Annotated in this window: 20 protein-coding genes; 12 read left to right on the plus strand and 8 right to left on the minus strand. The window is 45.8% G+C overall.

Features of this window, described 5'->3' with window-relative positions; all coding sequences use genetic code 11:
• Nucleotides 1–190: 190 nt before the first annotated feature.
• The 6 genes from sufU to H171_RS05555 are packed head-to-tail and all read right to left on the minus strand — an operon-like array spanning nucleotide 191 to nucleotide 5,591.
• Nucleotides 191–628, minus strand: coding sequence for a Fe-S cluster assembly sulfur transfer protein SufU (gene sufU / locus H171_RS05530; protein ID WP_100304252.1), 438 nt, complete (start codon nucleotides 626–628; stop codon nucleotides 191–193).
• Nucleotides 615–1,847: a cysteine desulfurase gene (locus tag H171_RS05535; RefSeq protein ID WP_100304253.1), complete on the minus strand. Its 1,233-nt coding sequence runs from the start codon at nucleotides 1,845–1,847 to the stop codon at nucleotides 615–617. The genes sufU and H171_RS05535 overlap by 14 nt, the downstream gene beginning before the upstream one ends.
• Nucleotides 1,837–2,922, minus strand: a complete 1,086-nt coding sequence (locus H171_RS05540) for a SufD family Fe-S cluster assembly protein (protein WP_100304254.1) — start codon at nucleotides 2,920–2,922, stop codon at nucleotides 1,837–1,839. Before H171_RS05540 ends, H171_RS05535 begins: the two co-directional genes overlap by 11 nt.
• Nucleotides 2,923–2,934: 12 nt before the next feature.
• Nucleotides 2,935–4,341: a Fe-S cluster assembly protein SufB gene (gene sufB, locus H171_RS05545; protein ID WP_100304255.1), complete on the minus strand. Its 1,407-nt coding sequence runs from the start codon at nucleotides 4,339–4,341 to the stop codon at nucleotides 2,935–2,937.
• Entirely contained in the window at nucleotides 4,341–5,093 is a 753-nt protein-coding gene (sufC, locus tag H171_RS05550) for a Fe-S cluster assembly ATPase SufC (RefSeq protein ID WP_100304256.1), read from the minus strand. The genes sufB and sufC overlap by 1 nt, the downstream gene beginning before the upstream one ends.
• Nucleotides 5,094–5,096: 3 nt before the next feature.
• Entirely contained in the window at nucleotides 5,097–5,591 is a 495-nt protein-coding gene (locus H171_RS05555) for a MarR family winged helix-turn-helix transcriptional regulator (protein ID WP_100304257.1), read from the minus strand.
• A 512-nt stretch (nucleotides 5,592–6,103) separates the two neighbouring features.
• On the opposite strand from H171_RS05555, the gene ulaG reads away from it, so the two are divergent.
• The 8 genes from ulaG (at nucleotide 6,104) to H171_RS05595 (ending at nucleotide 13,031) form a co-directional block, all read left to right on the plus strand.
• On the plus strand, nucleotides 6,104–7,207 hold the full coding sequence (ulaG, locus tag H171_RS05560) for an L-ascorbate 6-phosphate lactonase (RefSeq protein WP_100304258.1): 1,104 nt from the start codon (nucleotides 6,104–6,106) through the stop codon (nucleotides 7,205–7,207).
• Nucleotides 7,208–7,233: 26 nt separating this feature from the next.
• Entirely contained in the window at nucleotides 7,234–7,689 is a 456-nt protein-coding gene (locus H171_RS05565) for a PTS sugar transporter subunit IIA (RefSeq protein ID WP_100304259.1), read from the plus strand.
• Between the two features lie 18 nt (nucleotides 7,690–7,707).
• Nucleotides 7,708–9,198: a PTS ascorbate transporter subunit IIC gene (locus tag H171_RS05570; protein ID WP_100304260.1), complete on the plus strand. Its 1,491-nt coding sequence runs from the start codon at nucleotides 7,708–7,710 to the stop codon at nucleotides 9,196–9,198.
• 23 nt (nucleotides 9,199–9,221) lie between these two features.
• Nucleotides 9,222–9,533, plus strand: coding sequence for a PTS sugar transporter subunit IIB (locus H171_RS05575; RefSeq protein WP_100304261.1), 312 nt, complete (start codon nucleotides 9,222–9,224; stop codon nucleotides 9,531–9,533).
• A 103-nt stretch (nucleotides 9,534–9,636) separates the two neighbouring features.
• Nucleotides 9,637–10,407 (plus strand): DeoR/GlpR family DNA-binding transcription regulator, encoded by a 771-nt coding sequence (locus H171_RS05580; protein ID WP_100304262.1) that lies wholly within the window; start codon nucleotides 9,637–9,639, stop codon nucleotides 10,405–10,407.
• Nucleotides 10,407–11,249 (plus strand): L-ribulose-5-phosphate 3-epimerase, encoded by an 843-nt coding sequence (locus H171_RS05585; RefSeq protein ID WP_100304263.1) that lies wholly within the window; start codon nucleotides 10,407–10,409, stop codon nucleotides 11,247–11,249. Before H171_RS05580 ends, H171_RS05585 begins: the two co-directional genes overlap by 1 nt.
• Before the next feature lie 14 nt (nucleotides 11,250–11,263).
• The gene (locus tag H171_RS05590; RefSeq protein ID WP_100304264.1) at nucleotides 11,264–12,313 is read left to right on the plus strand and encodes a hypothetical protein; all 1,050 of its coding nucleotides are present in this window, start codon (nucleotides 11,264–11,266) and stop codon (nucleotides 12,311–12,313) included.
• 10 nt (nucleotides 12,314–12,323) lie between these two features.
• Nucleotides 12,324–13,031 (plus strand): L-ribulose-5-phosphate 4-epimerase, encoded by a 708-nt coding sequence (locus tag H171_RS05595; protein ID WP_100304265.1) that lies wholly within the window; start codon nucleotides 12,324–12,326, stop codon nucleotides 13,029–13,031.
• Nucleotides 13,032–13,175: 144 nt separating this feature from the next.
• Here the strand turns inward: H171_RS05595 and sigG are convergent, their stop codons facing one another.
• Both sigG and H171_RS05605 read right to left on the minus strand, forming a co-directional pair.
• On the minus strand, nucleotides 13,176–13,952 hold the full coding sequence (gene sigG, locus H171_RS05600) for an RNA polymerase sporulation sigma factor SigG (protein WP_025233499.1): 777 nt from the start codon (nucleotides 13,950–13,952) through the stop codon (nucleotides 13,176–13,178).
• Nucleotides 13,953–14,060: 108 nt separating this feature from the next.
• Nucleotides 14,061–14,831 carry a type III pantothenate kinase gene (locus H171_RS05605; protein WP_100304266.1) on the minus strand — a complete coding sequence of 257 codons (771 nt, stop codon included), beginning with the start codon at nucleotides 14,829–14,831 and terminating at the stop codon, nucleotides 14,061–14,063.
• Nucleotides 14,832–14,915: 84 nt separating this feature from the next.
• Between H171_RS05605 and coaBC the strand changes: the two genes are divergently transcribed.
• The 4 genes from coaBC to H171_RS05625 all read left to right on the plus strand — a co-directional run bounded on the left by coaBC (nucleotide 14,916) and on the right by H171_RS05625 (nucleotide 19,260).
• Nucleotides 14,916–16,133 (plus strand): bifunctional phosphopantothenoylcysteine decarboxylase/phosphopantothenate--cysteine ligase CoaBC, encoded by a 1,218-nt coding sequence (coaBC, locus tag H171_RS05610; RefSeq protein ID WP_100304267.1) that lies wholly within the window; start codon nucleotides 14,916–14,918, stop codon nucleotides 16,131–16,133.
• Complete coding sequence (locus H171_RS05615; RefSeq protein WP_100304268.1) at nucleotides 16,130–16,945, plus strand: alpha/beta hydrolase; 816 nt, start codon at nucleotides 16,130–16,132, stop codon at nucleotides 16,943–16,945. Before coaBC ends, H171_RS05615 begins: the two co-directional genes overlap by 4 nt.
• Before the next feature lie 180 nt (nucleotides 16,946–17,125).
• Nucleotides 17,126–18,715: a peptide chain release factor 3 gene (locus H171_RS05620; RefSeq protein WP_100304269.1), complete on the plus strand. Its 1,590-nt coding sequence runs from the start codon at nucleotides 17,126–17,128 to the stop codon at nucleotides 18,713–18,715.
• Nucleotides 18,716–18,807: 92 nt separating this feature from the next.
• Nucleotides 18,808–19,260, plus strand: coding sequence for a GatB/YqeY domain-containing protein (locus H171_RS05625; protein ID WP_100304270.1), 453 nt, complete (start codon nucleotides 18,808–18,810; stop codon nucleotides 19,258–19,260).
• Nucleotides 19,261–19,265: the final 5 nt, after the last annotated feature.

Raw genomic sequence — 19,265 nt, forward strand, 5'->3', positions numbered from 1 at the left:
GTACAATGACGGGAAATCTTTAAGATTTCATATCATTGAGCAGCATCCCTTTTGTCTGCCTGCCGCCGGAATCTCCGGAATCTCCGGGATCTCCAGTATCACCAGAATCTCCTGTATCTCTGGCATGGAGGCCATATCTCCTGTAAGGATCGTTCCCGTCTTCTGTATTATGTCTGATAATCCTTGTTAATTACGGAGTATCTTTTTCCAATACGGCTGTTTCAAGAGTGTGCCACGGCATAGCCGCACACTTTACCCGTGCGGGCAGATTAGAAATACTTTTCAGAGCGGCGGCTTCTTCAAGCGGCTCTAAGTCATGGTCATTTGTTATTTTACGCTGTATCATCGCGGTAAACAATTCTGCGAGATATTTTGCCTCAGAGAGAGACTTTCCTTTTATCAAGTCGATCATCATTGAGGTTGATGCCTGGGAAATCGCACAGCCTACGCCGGTAAAGGAAGCGTCCATGATCCGGCCGTGCTCAATCAGCAATTCAAGTTCTATTTCATCTCCGCAGCTGGGATTTTTCCCCGCCAGACTAACGCTGGCCTGTTCCAGGTGACGGCGGTTTCTTGTGGATGTGCTGTGTTCGGTAATAATTTCTGTATAAATCTCATTCAGCTCCAAGTTTCAACACCTCCCTGACCTTCCATATGGATCCAATCAAAACGTCTATGTCGTCTTTGGTATTGTAAAAGCATAGGCTGGCCCGGCAAGTAGCATTCACGCCCATATACCGCATAAGCGGATGAGCACAATGATGCCCTGAACGTATCGCCACGCCATCTGCGCTCAGGATTGTCGAAACATCATGAGGATGTGCTCCGTCAATATTAAAGGAAATGACACCCGTGCGGCCATAACCGCTTTCCTGACCGTAAATAGTAACGTGCGGAATGGAATGAAGCCGTGCAAGCGCATACCCGGTCAGCTCATGTTCAATCCGTCCAATCTGCTCATAACCGATATTTTCCAGATAATCAAGTGCTGAGTGCAGGCCGACTGCACCTTCCACATGTTGAGTACCGCCTTCAAATTTCCCGGGGCCGTCTGTGTAAGCGGCGGTCTGTTCGCTCACATCGTCCACCATCCCGCCGCCTAACAGCAATGGGTGCATGTTCCTTAAATGCTCTTTTTTCGCGTATAATACGCCAATGCCCATGGGAGCATACAGCTTATGGCCCGAAAATGCCAGAAAATCCACATCCAATGCTTGCACATCGACCGGCATATGGGGAATTCCCTGTGCCGCATCCAGCACAACAATTGCGCCGGCCTCATGTGCCCTTTTGACGATTTCTTCAATCGGATTAACGATCCCCAATACGTTGGACACCTGCGCGACAGCAACGATCCTGGTCCGGGTAGTTATTTTTGCGGCAATTTCTTCCGTCGTCAGTTTCCCATTTGCATCGGTGTAAAGATACCGTAGCTTAGCGCTTTTTGCTTTTGCCACGGCCTGCCACGGGATTAAATTACTGTGATGTTCCGCAATGGAGATCAAAATTTCATCGCCTTCCTGGACGATATCCATTCCATAAGAGCCTGCTATAAGATTGAGGGATTCCGTGGTTCCTTTTGTAAACACGATTTCATCCGGACTTCCCGCACCTATAAAGGCTGCAACTTTACCCCGCGCGGATTCATAAGCTTCCGTTGCTTTCTCGCTCAAGGGATATGCCCCGCGGTGGGGGTTGGCGTTGTATTGTTCGTAATAGTTTCTCACGGCATCAATCACCTGCGTAGGCTTTTGGGTGGTAGCCGCATTGTCGAGATAAACCAATCTTTTTCCGTTTTCCGTGCTGTTTTTAAGCAGAGGAAAATCATCTGCGTAGTTAGTCCGCATCGCTCAGCACCTCCTGAATATATGAGGAAATTTCTTCCTGAAGGCTGTCTGGTTCTATTTTTTCCAAAACAGAATTGAATGACGCCAGCGCAATCAGTTTCCGTGCCTCACTTTTTCTTATACCGCGGTTCATTAAGTAAAAGAGCTTGTTTTCGTCAAGCTTTCCAGTGGTGGTGGCGTGCTGGCCTTCCACATCATCCTCGCCGCACAAAAGTAACGGTGCGGAAAGATTGACTGCATCAGAGCCAAGTACCAGCACGCTTTCTTCTTCCCGTCCTTTTGCTCCTGCCGCGCCAGGTAGAAAATCAAGGGTACTTTTTGCCGCTTTGCGTGCCTTGTCCAGCAGCGCTCCCCGGACATTTATATTACCACGGGTGTTTTCCGCTTTGTATTCAATTCGGTAATTAAAATCAAGCTCCCGTTCCTGGTTTACAGCATAAGCACCGTCCAAATCAACCGACGCACCGTTTCCTTCAAGCTGTATGCTGCAGCTGGAAACGGATTTTTGCGAACCTGCTTCAATCAGGATCACATGTGCGGCTGCCCCTGTTTCCACGTTTATTTCTGTCGCGTCAACGCCTGTATGATTCTCCGCCAATCTCTGCGCCTTTATCAGCCTGATGTTAGCGTCTGCTTTTGCATGAAGCTTCGTGTATCCACAGTGGAAACAGTTTGCGTCCTCGTCCGATGCATACCGCAGAACCACTGTTGCGCTGCTTCCGGCTTCCGCGCTGATGAACAGCTCATCTGACAGAAGAGCATTGCCGGCACCTAGATGAAAGTCCAGCACAATCGGATCCTTCGCCGTAAATCCTGCCGGGATCGTAAGATGCAGGCGGTAATTGCATAGCGCCGCCGCGTATTCCCGAACATCCTGAAGGATGACCGGAGGAGTTTCCTTCACCTCCAATGCGGGTTCATGGGTGATCTGAATCCCTGAATATTCCTTTTGAAGTGGATTCCCGGAATAGGCGGGCATTCCATCAAGATCTATCGTTATGGCTGTATCGTTTATTTTGAGCATGCTCCATGTTGGAATCTGCAGCCTGTTAAGCCTTTTTAGGGTATTATTCATGCCAACCTCCTTCTAACCGATGCCGCCCTCAAATTCAAGGGCCACCAGCCTGTTCATTTCCACGGCGTATTCCAAAGGAAGCTCCTTTGTTATGGGTTCCACGAAACCGCGGACAATCAGCGCCTTGGCTTCATTTTCACCAATTCCCCGCGTCATCAGGTAAAAAACAGTTTCTTCGCTGATTCGCCCGATTTTTGCTTCGTGTCCGATATCCACTTCGTCATTACGGATATCCATCACAGGAATTGTGTCGGAGCGGCTCTCCCTATCCAGCATGAGGGATTCGCAGCTTACGCTGGACTTGCTGTTTTTAGCTTCGGGCAAAACAGTAACAGCGCTGCGGTAGATGGCTTTCCCGCCACTTTTGGAGATGGATTTTGACGATACCGTAGATGAAGTATTCGGAGCGGCGTGAATCACTTTTGTGCCGGTATCCAGCTCTTGCCCCGCGGCAGCAAAGGTGATGCCCGTAAACTCGCTTCTGGCCCCTTCCCCCCGCAAAATACTGCTGGGATACAGCATGGTGATGTGAGAGCCGAATGTGCCGGAAACCCACTCAATTGCCCCGTTTTTTTCCACTGCCGCGCACTTTGAATTAAGGTTCATCATATTTCTCGACCAGTTTTCGATGGTAGAATACCGCAGTGTCGCGTTCTCGCCCACATAAAGCTCCACACAACCGGCGTGCAGATTCAGCGCGTTATAACGAGGTGCGGAACAACCCTCAATGAAATGAAGCCGTGCGCCTTCCTCAAGAATAATCAAAGTATGCTCAAACTGCCCGGCTCCCGGTGCATTGAGCCGGAAATAGGATTGCAGCGGCATATGCACCTCGATATCTTTTGGCACATAGACAAAGGATCCGCCTGACCAGACCGCTCCGTGCAGCGCCGCGAATTTATGTGCAGTGGCGGGGAGCAGTTTCATAAAGTGTTTTTTTACGATATCCTCATACTCATGGAGCGCGGTATCCATATCGGTGTAAATTACACCCTGCTGGCGCATTTCTTCCTTAATGCTGTGATAAACGACCTCAGAATCATATTGTGCGCCCACCCCGGAGAGCGCCAGTTTTTCCGCTTCGGGAATACCAAGCCGGTCAAATGTTTGCTTGATTTCTTCGGGAACCTCGTTCCAGTTATCCGTCATCGCCATATTTGGGCGGACATAGGTAACTATATGGTTCATATCCAATTCGTGAAGGCTCGGCCCCCAATTTGGCAAAGAAAGCCGTTCATAAACGGCGAGGGATTGTAACCGGTGTTCCAGCATCCAGCTTGGTTCGTTTTTTCCTGTGGAAATATCGGTAACGATTTCCGCAGTCAGCCCTTTATCCACCTTATAAGCGGCGTTTTCCGGGTTTGCAATGTCATAGGCGTCACGGTTGATTTCCTCAACCTGTGTTTTTTTTCGTTCCATTATGTCACCTCCTCAGCCGCTTTGGCAGGTGAGAGAGAAGTAAAGCCGCTGCGGTTCACCTCATCAATCAGCGAGGCGTCTCCGGTTTTGATAATCTGCCCGTCAATCAAAATATGTACCATATCGACACTGATATTTTCTAAAATTTTCGTGCTATGGGTAATGATCAGCAGTGCGTTTTCTTTATTTTTAAAGCCCCGTACACCCTCAGATACCGTTTTGACCGCATCAACATCCAGGCCGGAATCTGTTTCATCCAAAATAGCCAGCTTTGGGTGAAGTGCCAGCATCTGCAATATTTCATGTTTCTTCTTTTCTCCGCCTGAAAAACCTACGTTTAAATACCTTGCGGCGTAACTCTCGTCAAAATCCAGACGTGCCATAAGCTCTTTTAATTCCTTGTGGAAGTCCCAGGCCCGCTCGTTGTTGCCGGTAATCGCATACCGCGCTGTGCGCAGAAAGCTTTCCACAGTGATGCCGTCCACTTCCTCGGGATTTTGAAATGTCATAAAGATGCCGCTTCTAGCTCTTTCATCTGTTTTGGTATAGGTGATGTCTTTGCCTTCAAATACGATGCGGCCTTCCGTTACCGTATAGTCCGGATGCCCCATGATGACACTTGCCAGCGTAGACTTTCCAGCGCCGTTCGGTCCCATGATCACATGGGTCTCTCCTGGGTTTATTGTTAAATCTACCCCCTTGAGGATTTCATTATCACCTGCATAAGCCCTTAATTTAGAAATAGTAAGCATGTCTTACTCCTCCTTTCTTTCTATACCGCCTCCGCAGCCGCCCCCTGATTGGCAGACAAACTCACTGATAGGCATACATTCCTTTACTTTTTCAAAAAAATCCAGAATAACCCTTGCGTTGGAGTCGCTGAGAGAACAGAAATATTGACACAGCTTTTGGTTGGCTTTACTATGGTATTCCTGATGCTTAAGCCTAGCCTGCTCTCCATCCGCTGTAAGCCTGTAATATTTTTCTTTCTTATTCCCGGGCATTTTATATCCTTCAATCAGTTTCTTTTCTGTCAGCTTTACCGTCATCTGAGTTATCGCGCCCTGCGTAACGCCCATAATTTCTGATAGCATACGTGCATTTGCATCGGGATGGTCATAAATCGCGTCAATCAGGTTCAGTTCTGCGTGATAAAGCACATTAGACTCGCTGTATATTTGAGGGATTCTCTGCTCATCTGTGATCATAGCTATAACTTCAAATAAGTTCCCAATTAATTTACATTCCATGTCTTTTTCCCTCCAATATTTTCACGAAACAAAGGCTGATTTTGGTTCTAATTGCGAATTTAGTATAGCACCTAAAGAATCTGCTGTCAATATACTTTAGCAGCTAAAGAATATTGTGATTGCTTATCTGATGGGTGAGAGGAGGTGCATCTTTTTATAATTTATGGTTAAATCAAATATTTACAATGCCTTGATTACAGCTTCGATTATACAATCATAATATAAAATGGTGAAATAACACGAAAATGATTATATGTGAATTTCGGAACGAACAATATTGTGAAAAATGCATTTGCTTAAATCATAAGTCTTATAAAAAATAAAAATATGCATAAATAATTAAGTTAAAAATGTATAAAATACACAAAATATTTAAAACGAACATATAATGTACAAACGGTCATTTAACGCTCTTGAAAAACTAATATTGTAATGTTATTATCTAAATGTAAAGATAAATTCGAACATAATCGATCATAAAACGATCATAAAGAGCAAAGGAGGATGTTTGGATGAGCAAAATGGAAGAAATCACAAGGGAAAGCTGGATCATGAGTACGTTCCCTGAATGGGGAACCTGGCTGAATGAAGAAATTGAACATGAGACAGTGGAACCTGGAACAGTGGCTATGTGGTGGCTGGGCTGTACGGGCATGTGGTTTAAAACACCGGGCGGCTGTAACATTACCGTAGATTTGTGGTGCGGTAACGGAAAGCGTTCTCATGGAAACGGAAAGATGGCTGAGGGTCATCAGATGGCCAATATGTGCGGGGGAAGAAAGATGCAGCCTAACTTAAGGGCGGTGCCTTTTGTGCTCGATCCGTTTGCAGTTAAGCATGTAGACGCGGTTCTGGCAACCCATTACCATCAGGATCATATGAGCCCGGAATATGCTGCCCATGTAATCCAAAGCAATATAACAACCGTTGATGAGAATGGAAAAGAAATCCCGGTTCCTTTTATCGGCCCTAAGAAATCCGTTGAGCTGTGGCAGAAATGGGGGGTTCCGGCGGACCGCTGCATTACGGTAGTGCCTGGAGACAGTATCAGGATAAAGGACATTGAAATTGTGGCATTGGATTCCTTTGACAGAACCTGCCTTGTAACAACCGATTCCACCGGCCCGGACCGGGAAGAGCTGACAGGTAAGTGTCCCATGGATATGGATGATAAGGCGGTAAATTATCTGATCAAAACGCCTGGCGGTAATATTTATCACAGCGGAGATTCCCATTACTCCATTTACTTTGCAAAACACGGAAAGGATTATGACATTGATGTTGCATTTGGTTCTTATGGGGAAAATCCCGTGGGAATGGCAGATAAGATGACATCCTGTGATATCCTCCGCATGGCTGAAGCTCTAAGATGTAAGGTGGTAATCCCCATTCATTATGATGTCTGGACCAATTTCATGGCGGATGTGAATGAAATCAGGGTACTCTATCATATGAAGAAGGATCGGCTGGATTATAAGTTTCATCCGTTTTTCTGGGAGGTAGGCGGAAAATACGTTTATCCCAGAGATAAGGACAAGCTGGCTTATCACCATGAAAGAGGCTTTGAGGATTGTTTTGAAGCACCTCAGAATATTCCGTTCCGTTCACTTTTGTAAGCAGGAAAAAGGAGAAAACAGAAAACATGCTGAGAGATTTTGTGGAGAAGAAACATTATAAATTTGCCATAGAAGCAAAGGATTGGGAGGATGCAGTCCGGATGAGCTGTGAGTGTCTGGAAGAGGACGGGACAGTCGAAGGGAATTATAAGGAAGAGATCATTGCCTGTATTAAAAAATACGGCCCTTATATCATTGTTTTGCCGGACATTGCCATGCCGCATTCCCAGGAGGGGGCAGAAGGCGTGCATAAGACCACAATCGCCTTCATGAAACTGGATAAGCCGGTCAGCTTTGATGCGGAGGACCCGGAAAAGGATGCACAGCTTTTCTTTACCCTGGCCTCCTGTAATCCGGATCAGCATCTGAATAATATGAGCCGGTTATCGGAGCTGCTGTGCAATGAGGAAGTGATTGCTGAACTGAAAAAAGCCAAAGATTCAGAAGATTTACTGAGAATACAGGAACGATATTTGGATTAGGGAGAAGGGGGTAATGCAATGGAGATTTTATTGAAGGTATGGACTTTTTTTGCCACAAACGTTTTGCAGCAGCCGGCATTTATGATTGGTCTGATCGTTATGATTGGTTACATCTTGCTGAGAAAACCGTGGTATGATATACTTGCTGGGACTTTAAAAGCGATCGTGGGCTATTTGATTTTAATGGTTGGTTCCGGCGGGCTGGTAGGCAACTTCCGTCCGGTATTGGTAGGCCTAAAAGACAGGTTCCAGATGAATGCCATGGTAATTGATCCGTATTTTGGTCAGAATGCTGTTACGGCAGGCGTTGGGGAAGTGTTTGGAAAAGGATTTGGTGATGCGATGATTCTGTTGTTCATTGCATTTATCGTAAATATTCTTCTTGTACGTTTTTCAAAATATACCAAGCTTCGGGCACTGTTTACCACCGGTAATGTACAGGTTCAGCAGGCTGCTACTGCATATTGGCTGATCATGTTTGCCTGTCCATTCCTGTTAAATGGAAGAGTTGCCATGCTTGTGGTAATGGCCCTTCTATTGGGAGCTTACTGGGCCGTTGGCTCAAACCTGACAATCAAGCCGTGCCAGGAGGTAACGGACGGTGCCGGCTTCTGTCTGGCCCATCAGCAGATGTTCGGTGTAGCGCTCAGCTACTATCTTGCAGGCAAGCTCTTTGGAAAAGAAAGTAGGAAAAACAATGGAAAAGAAATCAGGAAGATTGAAGATATTGAACTGCCAGGTTTTATGTCCATCTTTAATGACAATATGGTCTGTACTTCCATCTTAATGGTTATCTTCTTCGGGGCGATCCTCTGTATCCTTGGCCGGGATTATCTGGTTGAAGGAGAGTTTATGAAAGAGGGAGCCAGCATGTTCTTCTATGTTCTTCAAACCTGTTTATATTTTGCGGTGTATCTGGCAATTCTCCAATTAGGTGTACGTACCTTCGTAGCGGAGCTGACAGCCTCGTTCCAGGGGATTGCAGACAGAATTCTCCCTGGCTCTGTTCCGGGAGTGGATTGTGCCGTAATCTTTGGATTTGGTGCGGCCAATGCCGTGACCCTGGGATTCTTATCAGGCTTTGTCGGACAGATTCTGGCTATTGTGGCGCTGATTCTGTTAAAGAGTCCGGTGCTTGTTATATGCGGTTTCGTTCCCGTGTTCTTTGATAACGCCACCATCGGTGTTTTTGCAAATGAAAAGGGCGGATTTAAAGCGGCCCTGATTCTTCCCTTCCTATCCGGTCTTTGTCAGGTATTCGGTTCTGCATTTATCGCAGGCTGGGTAGGCATGGCAGCCTATGGCGGATATTTGGGTATGTGGGACTGGGCGGTCATATGGCCGGTATTTACCGTGGTCATGAAATATTTAAGCTACATCGGTATTGGAATCGTACTGGTTGCACTGCTTGCTATACCGCAGATTCAGTATTGGAAGGATAAAAAGGGTTATTTCCTTATGACAGAGGATTATGAAGCGTATAAAGAAATGAAGGCAGATAAAGAGTAAAAGAGATTAAGGAGGGTTTTCTCGTGGCTGGTAAAAATTTAAGCTTTTTAGTGTGTTGCGCAAATGGGGCAGGTTCAAGCCTGATGGCACAAATGACCTTGGAAAAAGTGCTGAAGAAGCATAATATCAAACCGACAAAGGTACATCATTGCGCTCTTTCAGAAGGAAAAGGATCGGCTCCTCAGTACGATGTGGTGGTTTGTGCACAGAACTTTAAAGATATGTTTGCAGATGCTGAGAAAAAAGGCATTAAGATCGTTGGACTTAAAAATGTGATGTCTGCTCCGGAGATTGAAACCAAATTAAAAGAGCAGGGAATCATTCAGGAAGGTTAATGATTATAAATTTCGTCTGCCTGTGTTTCAACCTGGCAGACGGTATCCAATAAACGGTGGATCGTAACAGTAATCAAATATTGATAAAAGTGCAGGTGAGCCTATGAAAAGAGAATACGCCCTTGTGGAGGAGAGAAGAGAGCATATATTGGATATCGTAAGAAACAGTCCCAAGGTATCCGTGAACAGCTTGGCAGAGCAATGCGGGATTTCTGTGATAACAGTTCGAAGAGATCTGCAGTATCTGGAAGACAGGAAGCTTTTAAAACGCTGTCATGGCGGCGCCATTCCCATTGAAAAGGGCCCTGCGCAGGCAAATGAAATATTACGATACAGACGGCTGATTGCCAGCTATGCTGCAACGTTGGTAGATGATAATGATACGCTGTTTATTAACACCAGCAGCACTGCCCTGCAGATACTGGAATATATCAAGAGCAGGAATGTGACGGTCATAACCAATAATGGAAAAGCGATTAACAGTGAACATGGAACCGGGGTAAATATCATTCTCACCGGCGGCGAACTTCGCTACCCGAAAGAAGCCATGGTAGGAGATCTTGCGGTCAGGAATCTTCAGAACATCTATGCAAAAAAGGCATTTATGGGTTGTTCCGGTATTTCCGTTATGTCAGGAATGACGACCGAGATCATGAATGAGGTATGTCTGAACGAATTAATGATCGAACACACAAGAAGCGAGCTGTATATCCTGGCCGATCATACAAAGATAGGAAAGAACAGCAGCTTTTCAAGCTGCAGCATAGGCAAAGTTCAGCATTTGATTACGGATGAAAAGGCGCCTGAAGAAATATTAAAGGAATTTAAGGAGGCTGGAGTGCAGATCCACCAGGTGAAAAAAGGAGGTTTTTAATGAAAACCTATACGCTTGGGTTGTATGAAAAGTCAATGCCGGCTGAATTAAGCTGGAAAGAAAAGCTGGAAGCTGCAAAGAGCGCCGGTTTTGATTTCCTGGAAATGAGTATAGACGAAACTGAGGAGAAACTGGAACGTCTGGAAATGACGGAAAAGGAACGTCTGGAACTGATAAAACTGACAAAGGATGCAGGCATTCCCATCGGTACCATGTGTTTAAGCGGACACCGGAAGTATCCCCTGGGAAGCCATGACCCGGAAGTTAAGAAAAAAAGCATGGAAATCATGAGCAAAGCCATAGAACTTGCATCGGATCTGGGAATCAGGATTATCCAACTGGCCGGATACGATGTGTACTATGAAGAATCTGATGAAGAAACAAGGCGGTATTTTACTGACAACCTAAAAAAGGCTGCCGAAATGGCCGCGTCCGCCGGTGTGGTACTTGCATTTGAGACCATGGAGACCGGATTCATGAATACAGTGGAAAAAGCCATGAAATATGTGAAGCAGGTTTCCTCTGTCTACTTAAATGTTTATCCTGATATAGGGAATATAACAAATGCTGCGTTCATCAATGGAACGGACGTATTGGAGGACTTAAAGCTTGGAAGCGGGCGGCTTGCCGCCATGCATTTGAAAGAGACAAAACCAGGCATATTCCGTGAGGTTCCTTACGGCGAGGGCCATGTGGACTTTAAAAAGGCCATTGAGACCGCATGGAAGCTTGGAGTCAGGATCTATGTGGCGGAATTCTGGTATACGGGAAATCCCTCCTGGAAGGAAGACCTGGTTGCGGCAAATCTTAAAATGACCGGGATATTAAGGGAACAGGAATGAAAGGGAGTAAATAAATGAAGATTGAAAAAAAGGTGATGGGAAATTTAACGAAATGCTATTCCATAGCCCCGCTTCGCTACAAAGGAACCGATCACATCCTTGTTGCGGCGGAAAAAATCGACCGCTGCCTGCTATTTGATTCGGAAGGCAATATAGAAGATACCATTTGGACAGAACCTGGCGGTGTAATGACCATGGTTCAAGTTCCTGGTACGGACGGACAGTTTCTGGCAACTCAAAAATTCTATTCTCCCAATGATTCCAAAGAAGCAAAAATTGTCATAGTGACCCCTGATGAACAAAATGGCTGGGAGGTAAAGACTTTAGTGGATTTACCCTTTGTACACCGGTTTCATATTGTGGAACGGAACGGCATCAACTATTTGATTGCTTGTACCTTAAAGTCAGGCCATGAATTTAAGGATGACTGGTCCTCACCGGGAAAGGTATACGGAGCGGTCCTGCCTGAAGATTTAAGCGGATTCAACGATAAGCATCAGCTTCCGCTGAAGGTGATTAAAGCTGGGATGCTGAAAAATCATGGTTACTATAAGGTGGAAGATGGTGGTCTTCAGACCAGTATTATATCCTCTGACAGCGGCGTATACCAGTTCATTCCACCGGAGCAGCCTTCTGGGGAATGGGGGATCCGCCAGTTGATAAAAGAAGCGGCAAGTGATGCGGTGCTGTTGGATTTTGATGAAGACGGAGAGAAAGAATTAGCCACTATTTCCCCATTTCACGGGGATAAAATCAGCATTTGGAAAAAAACAGACGGGGAATACAGGGAGGTCTATGTTTATGATCAGCCGGCTGAATTCAACCATGCTATTTTCGGAGGGACGCTGTGCGGCAGACCGGCCCTGGTCATAGGACATCGGCAGGGAGAACGAAATCTTTTGGTATTTACCTATAATCCGGTGCAGAAATCCTATGAAGCACAGATCTTAGACCGAAATTGCGGTCCTGCTAACGTATACAAGTATACAAATAATGGAAAAGAGATCATCATATCCACCAATCATGGAATCGATGAAATTGCCATGTATACATTTACCCCATAGGAGGAGAAACATGTTAGAAGACTTAAAGCGGCTTGTTTATGAAACTAATATGGAACTGCCCAAGTACGGTCTTGTCACCTTTACCTGGGGCAATGTGAGCGCTATAGACCGTGAAAGTGGTATGTTTGTTATTAAGCCCAGCGGTGTAGATTATAACAAGCTTAAGCCGGAAGATATGGTGGTTATGGATTTAGAGGGCAGAAAGGTGGAAGGAAGATATCACCCTTCTTCTGATACTGCCACCCATCTGGAACTTTATAGGGCATTCCCAAAGATCGGCGGGATCGTGCACACCCATTCTTCCTGGGCGACCAGCTGGGCCCAGTCCGGGCGGGGAATCCCCTGCTATGGCACTACCCATGCGGATTATATATACGGAGAGGTTCCCTGCCTTCGCTGCCTGACAAAGGAAGAGATTGAGGAAGGGTATGAGAAACACACGGGGCTTCTGATTGCAGACTATTTTAAGGACAAAGAGTATCTGGCAGTACCGGCCTGTCTCTGTAAAAACCACGGACCTTTTACCTGGGGGAAGGATCCCAAAGAGGCTGTGCATAACGCAGTGGTATTGGAAGAGGTAGCCAAAATGGCTTATCGGTGTGAGCAGATCAATCCGGATGTCATCCCTGCACCACAGGAGCTGCAGGATAAGCATTATTTAAGAAAGCATGGGGCCAATGCATATTATGGTCAAAAGAATGGGGAGAATGAAAGATAGATTTTTTTAGACAAAGTAAATGAGGGGATATCAGAGAGCTTTTTTGATAAGCTGTCATAAGGGAGGGAGAAATCTCTCCGGTATATGTAAAAGCCTGCCTTCCTAAACGGAAAGGTGGGCTTGTATTAATAAGGAAGCCGTTACCTAAGAAAGGTAATTCTTCATGGTTTTTAATGCGTTTTTTTCCAGGCGGCTTACTTGCGCCTGACTGATATGGATTTCTTCTGCTACCTCGGTCTGCGTCTTTCCTTCAAAAAAGCGCATGTCAATGATATGGCGCTCCCTTTCTGGAAGACGTCTCATGGCCTCGTTTAAGGAGATGTCCTCTACCCAGTTTTCCTCTAAGTTTTTTTTGTCACTGATCTGGTCCATGACAAAAAGAGGATCACCGCCGTCAGAATAGACCGGTTCATAAAGACTGACCGGGCTTTGAATGGCATCAAGAGCATAGGTGATGTCTTCTTTGCTGACTCCGATTTCATCGGCGATTTCCATCAGGGTAGGTTCTTTTAAGTTTTTCTTCATTAAATTTTCTTTGGCATAGATTGCCTTATAAGCGGTATCACGCAGGGACCGGCTGACGCGGATAGAATTATTATCCCGAAGATAACGCCGTACTTCGCCCAAAATCATGGGTACCGCATAGGTGGAGAACCGGACGTTCTGCGTAATATCGAAATTATCAATGGCTTTGATTAAACCGATGCATCCGATCTGAAATAAGTCGTCAACGTTTTCATTGCTCCCGGAAAAACGTTGTATGACACTGAGAACCAGTCTTAAGTTTCCCTTGATGTAATCTTCTCTGGCCTTTTTATCTCCATCAAGAATCCGTTTGAACAGAACTTCCTTCTCTTCGTTATTAAGAAGAGGAAGTTTGGAAGTATTGACACCACAAATCTCTACTTTGTATCCAGACATATCTTTCCCTCCGCATCATTCATTATTCTCATACAGAAATGATGTACTCAATCGAGGGCTTTTATACGATAGCCGGATCAAAATTATTTTCCAGTTTTTAGGGCATTATTAATCCAGCTTATTTTTTTCATATAGAACCAGCAATCCCTTTAATAGCAGAGCCTCGTCATAATGAATTTTATGATAACAAAGCGGGACGACAGAGGAAGCCAGGCCTCCGGTCGCCACAAGGCTTGCCAAAGTCCCAAGTTCTTCCTCCATACGGTCAATGACACCGTCGATCATGGCGGCATTGCCGTAAAGGATTCCGTTTTTCATGCAGTCAATGGTATTTTTGCCGATCACCCTAGTCGGTTTGTTTAAACCGATATAAGGGAGCTGGGCAGCCCGGCTGCTTAAGGAATCCAGGGAGACTCTAAGGCCGGGGAATATAATGCCGCCGGAGTAGTTCCCATTCCGGTCAATGACGGACATGGTAGTGGCAGTTCCCATGTCAACAATGATGATGGGAGCCTGATACTCCTTTAAAGCAGCTACCGCATTTACGATTAAATCGCTGCCAACGGTCTTAGGGTTGTCCATCTTGATGTTGAGTCCGGTCTTCATTCCGGAGCCGACCACCATGGGTGTCTTACCTGTTATTTTTTTAACAGCACACACGACCACATCCGTAAGAGGAGGAACAACCGAAGACAGGATTGCCCCTTCTATGGCTGAGAGGGGCATGTTGTGAATTTCCATAATATCTTTTATATTAACTGCATATTCCAGCTCTGTTTTTCCGTGGTTGGTGGTGACTCGCTCTACAAAGTAGATGCCGGTATTGTCGATGCCGCCTATGACAATATTGCTGTTTCCCATATCAATGGCCAAAATCATAAAGGGAACTCCTTTCCAACTTTTTTTTCTTGTGCTATACTGTAGAGTATCATATTTTAAGACGAAAAACAACGGGAGGCACTTATGCTGAAAGGAAAAAATATCATTTTGGGTGTAACAGGAAGCATTGCGGCCTATAAGATAGCCGGACTTGCCAGTATGCTGGTAAAAAAGGGCTGCAAGGTACATGTCTTAATGTCCCAAAATGCCACCAATTTTATTAATCCCATTACGTTTGAAACATTGACAGGCAATAAATGCCTGGTTGATACCTTTGACCGCAATTTTCAGTTCAACGTAGAGCATGTATCCATTGCCAAGCTTGCTGACGTTGTAATGATCGCCCCGGCCAGTGCCAATGTGATCGCAAAGCTGGCTCATGGGATCGCGGATGACATGCTGACAACCACCATCCTGGCATGCAGATGCAAGAAGATCATTTCTCCTGCCATGAATACCAATATGTACGAAAATCCAATTGTTCAGGATAATATAAGGATTTGTGAGTCCTATGACATGGAAGTAATCAAACCTGATTTCGGGTACCTGGCCTGCGGAGATATTGGGGCAGGAAAGATGCCGGATCCTGAGGTGCTTTTTGATTTCATTGAAAAAGAGGTCTGCTTTGAAAAAGACCTGGCAGGAAAGAAGATTCTGGTTACGGCCGGCCCTACCAGGGAATCCATTGATCCGGTCCGGTTCATCACAAACCATTCCACAGGGAAAATGGGCTATGCAGTGGCAAAGGCAGCCTCCTTAAGAGGGGCGGATGTGACACTTGTGAGCGGGATAACGGATACGCCAAAGCCCAGGTTTGTGCACCTCATAGAGGTTGGCAGCGCAAAAGAAATGTTTGATGCAGTTACAGCAGAAGCAGAATCTCAGGATGCCATCATTAAGGCCGCCGCTGTAGCGGATTACCGTCCAAAGCATGTGGGAACGGAAAAGACAAAGAAAAAAGAGGGAGAAATGGTTATAGAACTGGAACGGACGGACGATATCCTTAAATGGTTGGGAGAGCACCGTAGAAAGGGACAGTTTCTTTGCGGCTTTTCCATGGAGACCCAGAATATGTTAGAAAATTCAAGAGTAAAGCTTGATAAAAAAAAGATAGACATGATTGTTGCCAACAACTTAAAAGTGGAAGGAGCCGGCTTTGGAACAGATACCAACGTAGTTACCATCATAACCAGGGAAAAAGAGCTTCCGCTTAAGACCATGACAAAAGATGAAGTAGCGCATCACATTCTAGATGAGATATTTACCCGCCAGAATGGAGGAAAGAAGGAGCAGGCATTATGAGAATTGAGAAAAGACAAATCGTTGTACCAGGACAGTTGACCGGCCCGGTGTGTTTGACTGGTTATTTACTGGACAGCATAAGCGTTAACCCGGATATGCTTCGCCCTGCAATTATTGTGCTTCCAGGAGGCGGATACAGCCGGCGGTCAGATCGGGAGAGTGAGCCCATAGCCTTGCAGTTTATGTCCATGGGCTGTCATGCATTTGTTTTGAATTACAGCGTTGACCCCAATCGTTTCCCTACTTCCCTAAGAGAACTTGCTGAAGCGGTGGCCGTCATCCGGCAGCACGCAGCAGAGTGGAAGGTTGACACGAATAAAATCATTCCATGCGGTTTTTCTGCCGCCGGGCATTTGGCCTGCAGTCTTGGGGTTTTCTGGGACAGAGATTTTGTGTGGGAAGCCATAGATCGGACTCCGGAGGAGATCCGTCCGGACGGGCTGATTTTAAATTACCCTGTGATCACAAGCGGGGAATTTAAGCATGCCGGTTCTATCTTAAGTCTTTTGGGCGAGAATGCGACAAAGGAAGAAAAGGAAGCGGTATCCCTAGAGAACTTTGTTACGGAAAAGACACCAAAAGCTTTCCTGTGGCATACGTATACCGATGCCGCTGTGCCCCTTGAAAACAGCCTGCTCCTGGCTTCGGCCATGAGAAGGCATGGCGTGAATTTTGAACTTCATGTATATCCTGCGGGATGCCACGGTCTGTCTCTGGCCAGCGAAGAAACCGCAGGCTCCAATGAGTCCCTCTTAGAACCTTCCTGCCAGAGCTGGATTTCTCTTGCGAAAACCTGGCTTTCTAATTTTTAACCGAATCAAGCAGCAATAGCTGCTGTTCGGTTATACCCGGTAGAGCGGGGCACACTGTGAGTATGCAGGGGCGCGGATTGCAAATATCCGCTTAACTATGGAAGATAGAATCTTGACTTATGGTTAGAATCATACTACAATAGACGAGATCTAGACGTAAATTTTGGAGGAACTATTTTTGTGAATATAGCGGAAGAAATTAAAAAGAGAAGAACATTTGCTATTATTTCCCATCCGGATGCGGGAAAGACGACCTTGACGGAGAAATTTCTGCTTTACGGAGGAGCTATTAATCTGGCCGGTACCGTAAAAGGAAGAAAAGGCGCCAAGCATGCCGTTTCCGACTGGATGGAGATTGAAAAAGAGAGAGGTATTTCCGTCACCTCCTCTGTGTTACAATTTAATTACGACGGATTCTGCATCAACATTCTGGACACACCAGGCCACCAGGATTTCTCTGAGGATACCTACCGTACCCTTATGGCGGCCGATTCCGCTGTCATGGTCATTGATGGTTCCAAAGGTGTGGAGGCTCAGACCATCAAGCTGTTTAAAGTCTGCGTTATGCGCCATATCCCCATTTTTACATTTGTGAATAAGATGGACCGGGAAGCAAGAGATCCATTTGAACTGATGGATGAGATCGAGGAAGTGCTTGGAATACGGACCTGTCCTGTCAACTGGCCCATAGGCTGCGGAAGAGAATTTAAAGGGGTTTATGACCGCTTTAAAGAAACCATAACCACATTCCGGGCGACTACGAACGGCCAGAAGGAAGTGGAGGCTACAGAAGTCCAGCTGGGGGATTCCCAGGTGGATGCAATGATCGGAGAAAGTTATCACCAGCAGCTTATGGAGGATATTGAGCTGCTTGACGGCGCCAGTGATGAACTGGATATGGACCGGGTCGGCAGGGGAGACTTATCTCCTGTATTTTTCGGCTCTGCACTCACAAACTTCGGGGTAGAGACATTCCTGCAGCACTTTCTTCAGATGACAACTTCCCCGCTGCCAAGATTGACGACAACAGGAGTTGTGGACCCATTTGAAGAGGATTTTTCCGCTTTTGTATTCAAGATCCAGGCCAACATGAATAAGGCTCACAGAGACCGTGTCGCATTCATGCGGATCGTCTCCGGCAAGTTTGACGCAGGCATGGAAGTAAACCATGTGCAGGGCAGCAAAAAAATGCGGTTGTCCCAGCCGCAGCAGATCATGGCCCAGGACAGGAAGATCGTGGAAGAGGCCTATGCAGGTGATATTATCGGAGTCTTTGATCCGGGCATTTTTTCCATCGGAGATACCCTTTGCAAATCCAATGAAAAATTTGAATATGAGGGTATTCCTACCTTTGCACCAGAGCATTTTGCAAGAGTGCGGCAGATGGATACCATGAAAAGAAAGCAGTTCATCAAAGGCGTAAACCAGATTGCACAGGAAGGCGCCATTCAGATTTTCCAGGAGTTTAATACCGGAATGGAAGAGATCATCGTGGGAGTCGTAGGAGAACTGCAGTTTGAGGTTTTGACCTACCGTCTGGAAAATGAGTACAATGTAGAAGTAAGACTTGAGAAGCTTCCATACGAATATATCCGCTGGATCGTAAACAAAGAAGAAATTGATGTAGCCAAGATTCAGGGTACGTCTGATATGAAGCGGATCAAGGATTTAAAGGACAATCCTCTTCTTTTATTTGTCAACAGCTGGAGCGTTGGTATGGTATTGGAGCGTAATCCGGGACTAAAGCTTTCTGAATTCGGACACAACTAAGAAAAACCCGCTTTGCGGGTTGCTCGCACAAATCAGATGCCGGAAAACTGGTAACGGTTTAGTAATTATAAAATATAAGGAGGCAGCAGACAATGAGTAAGATTGATGAAGTAAGGGCAGCCATGGTAGAGGCAATGAAGGCAAAGGATAAACAGCGGAAAGATGCCTTATCCATGCTTCTTTCTGCTCTTAAGAATTTTGAAATCGATAAGAAGGACCATACCCCTATTACGGAAGATGAAGCCAATACAGTAGTAAAGAAGGAAATCAAACAGACTCAGGAAACTCATGATCTTGCGCCTGAAGACAGGACGGATATCAGGGAAGAAGCTGCGTTTCGTATTATCGTTTATAAGGAATTTGCTCCGGAGGATATGGGAGAGGAGCAGATCAGAGAGATCATCCAGTCAGTTCTTGAGGAACTTGGAATTGAAGCTCCTACTGGGGCAGACAAAGGAAGGATCATGAAAACCCTGATGCCCAAAGTAAAGGGAAAAGCGGATGGCAAGGCAGTAAATGAAGTACTTGCATCTATAATGAAATAAGAAAA

The sequence above is a fragment of the [Clostridium] celerecrescens 18A genome (genome assembly GCF_002797975.1).
Lineage (GTDB): Bacteria > Bacillota > Clostridia > Lachnospirales > Lachnospiraceae > Lacrimispora > Lacrimispora celerecrescens.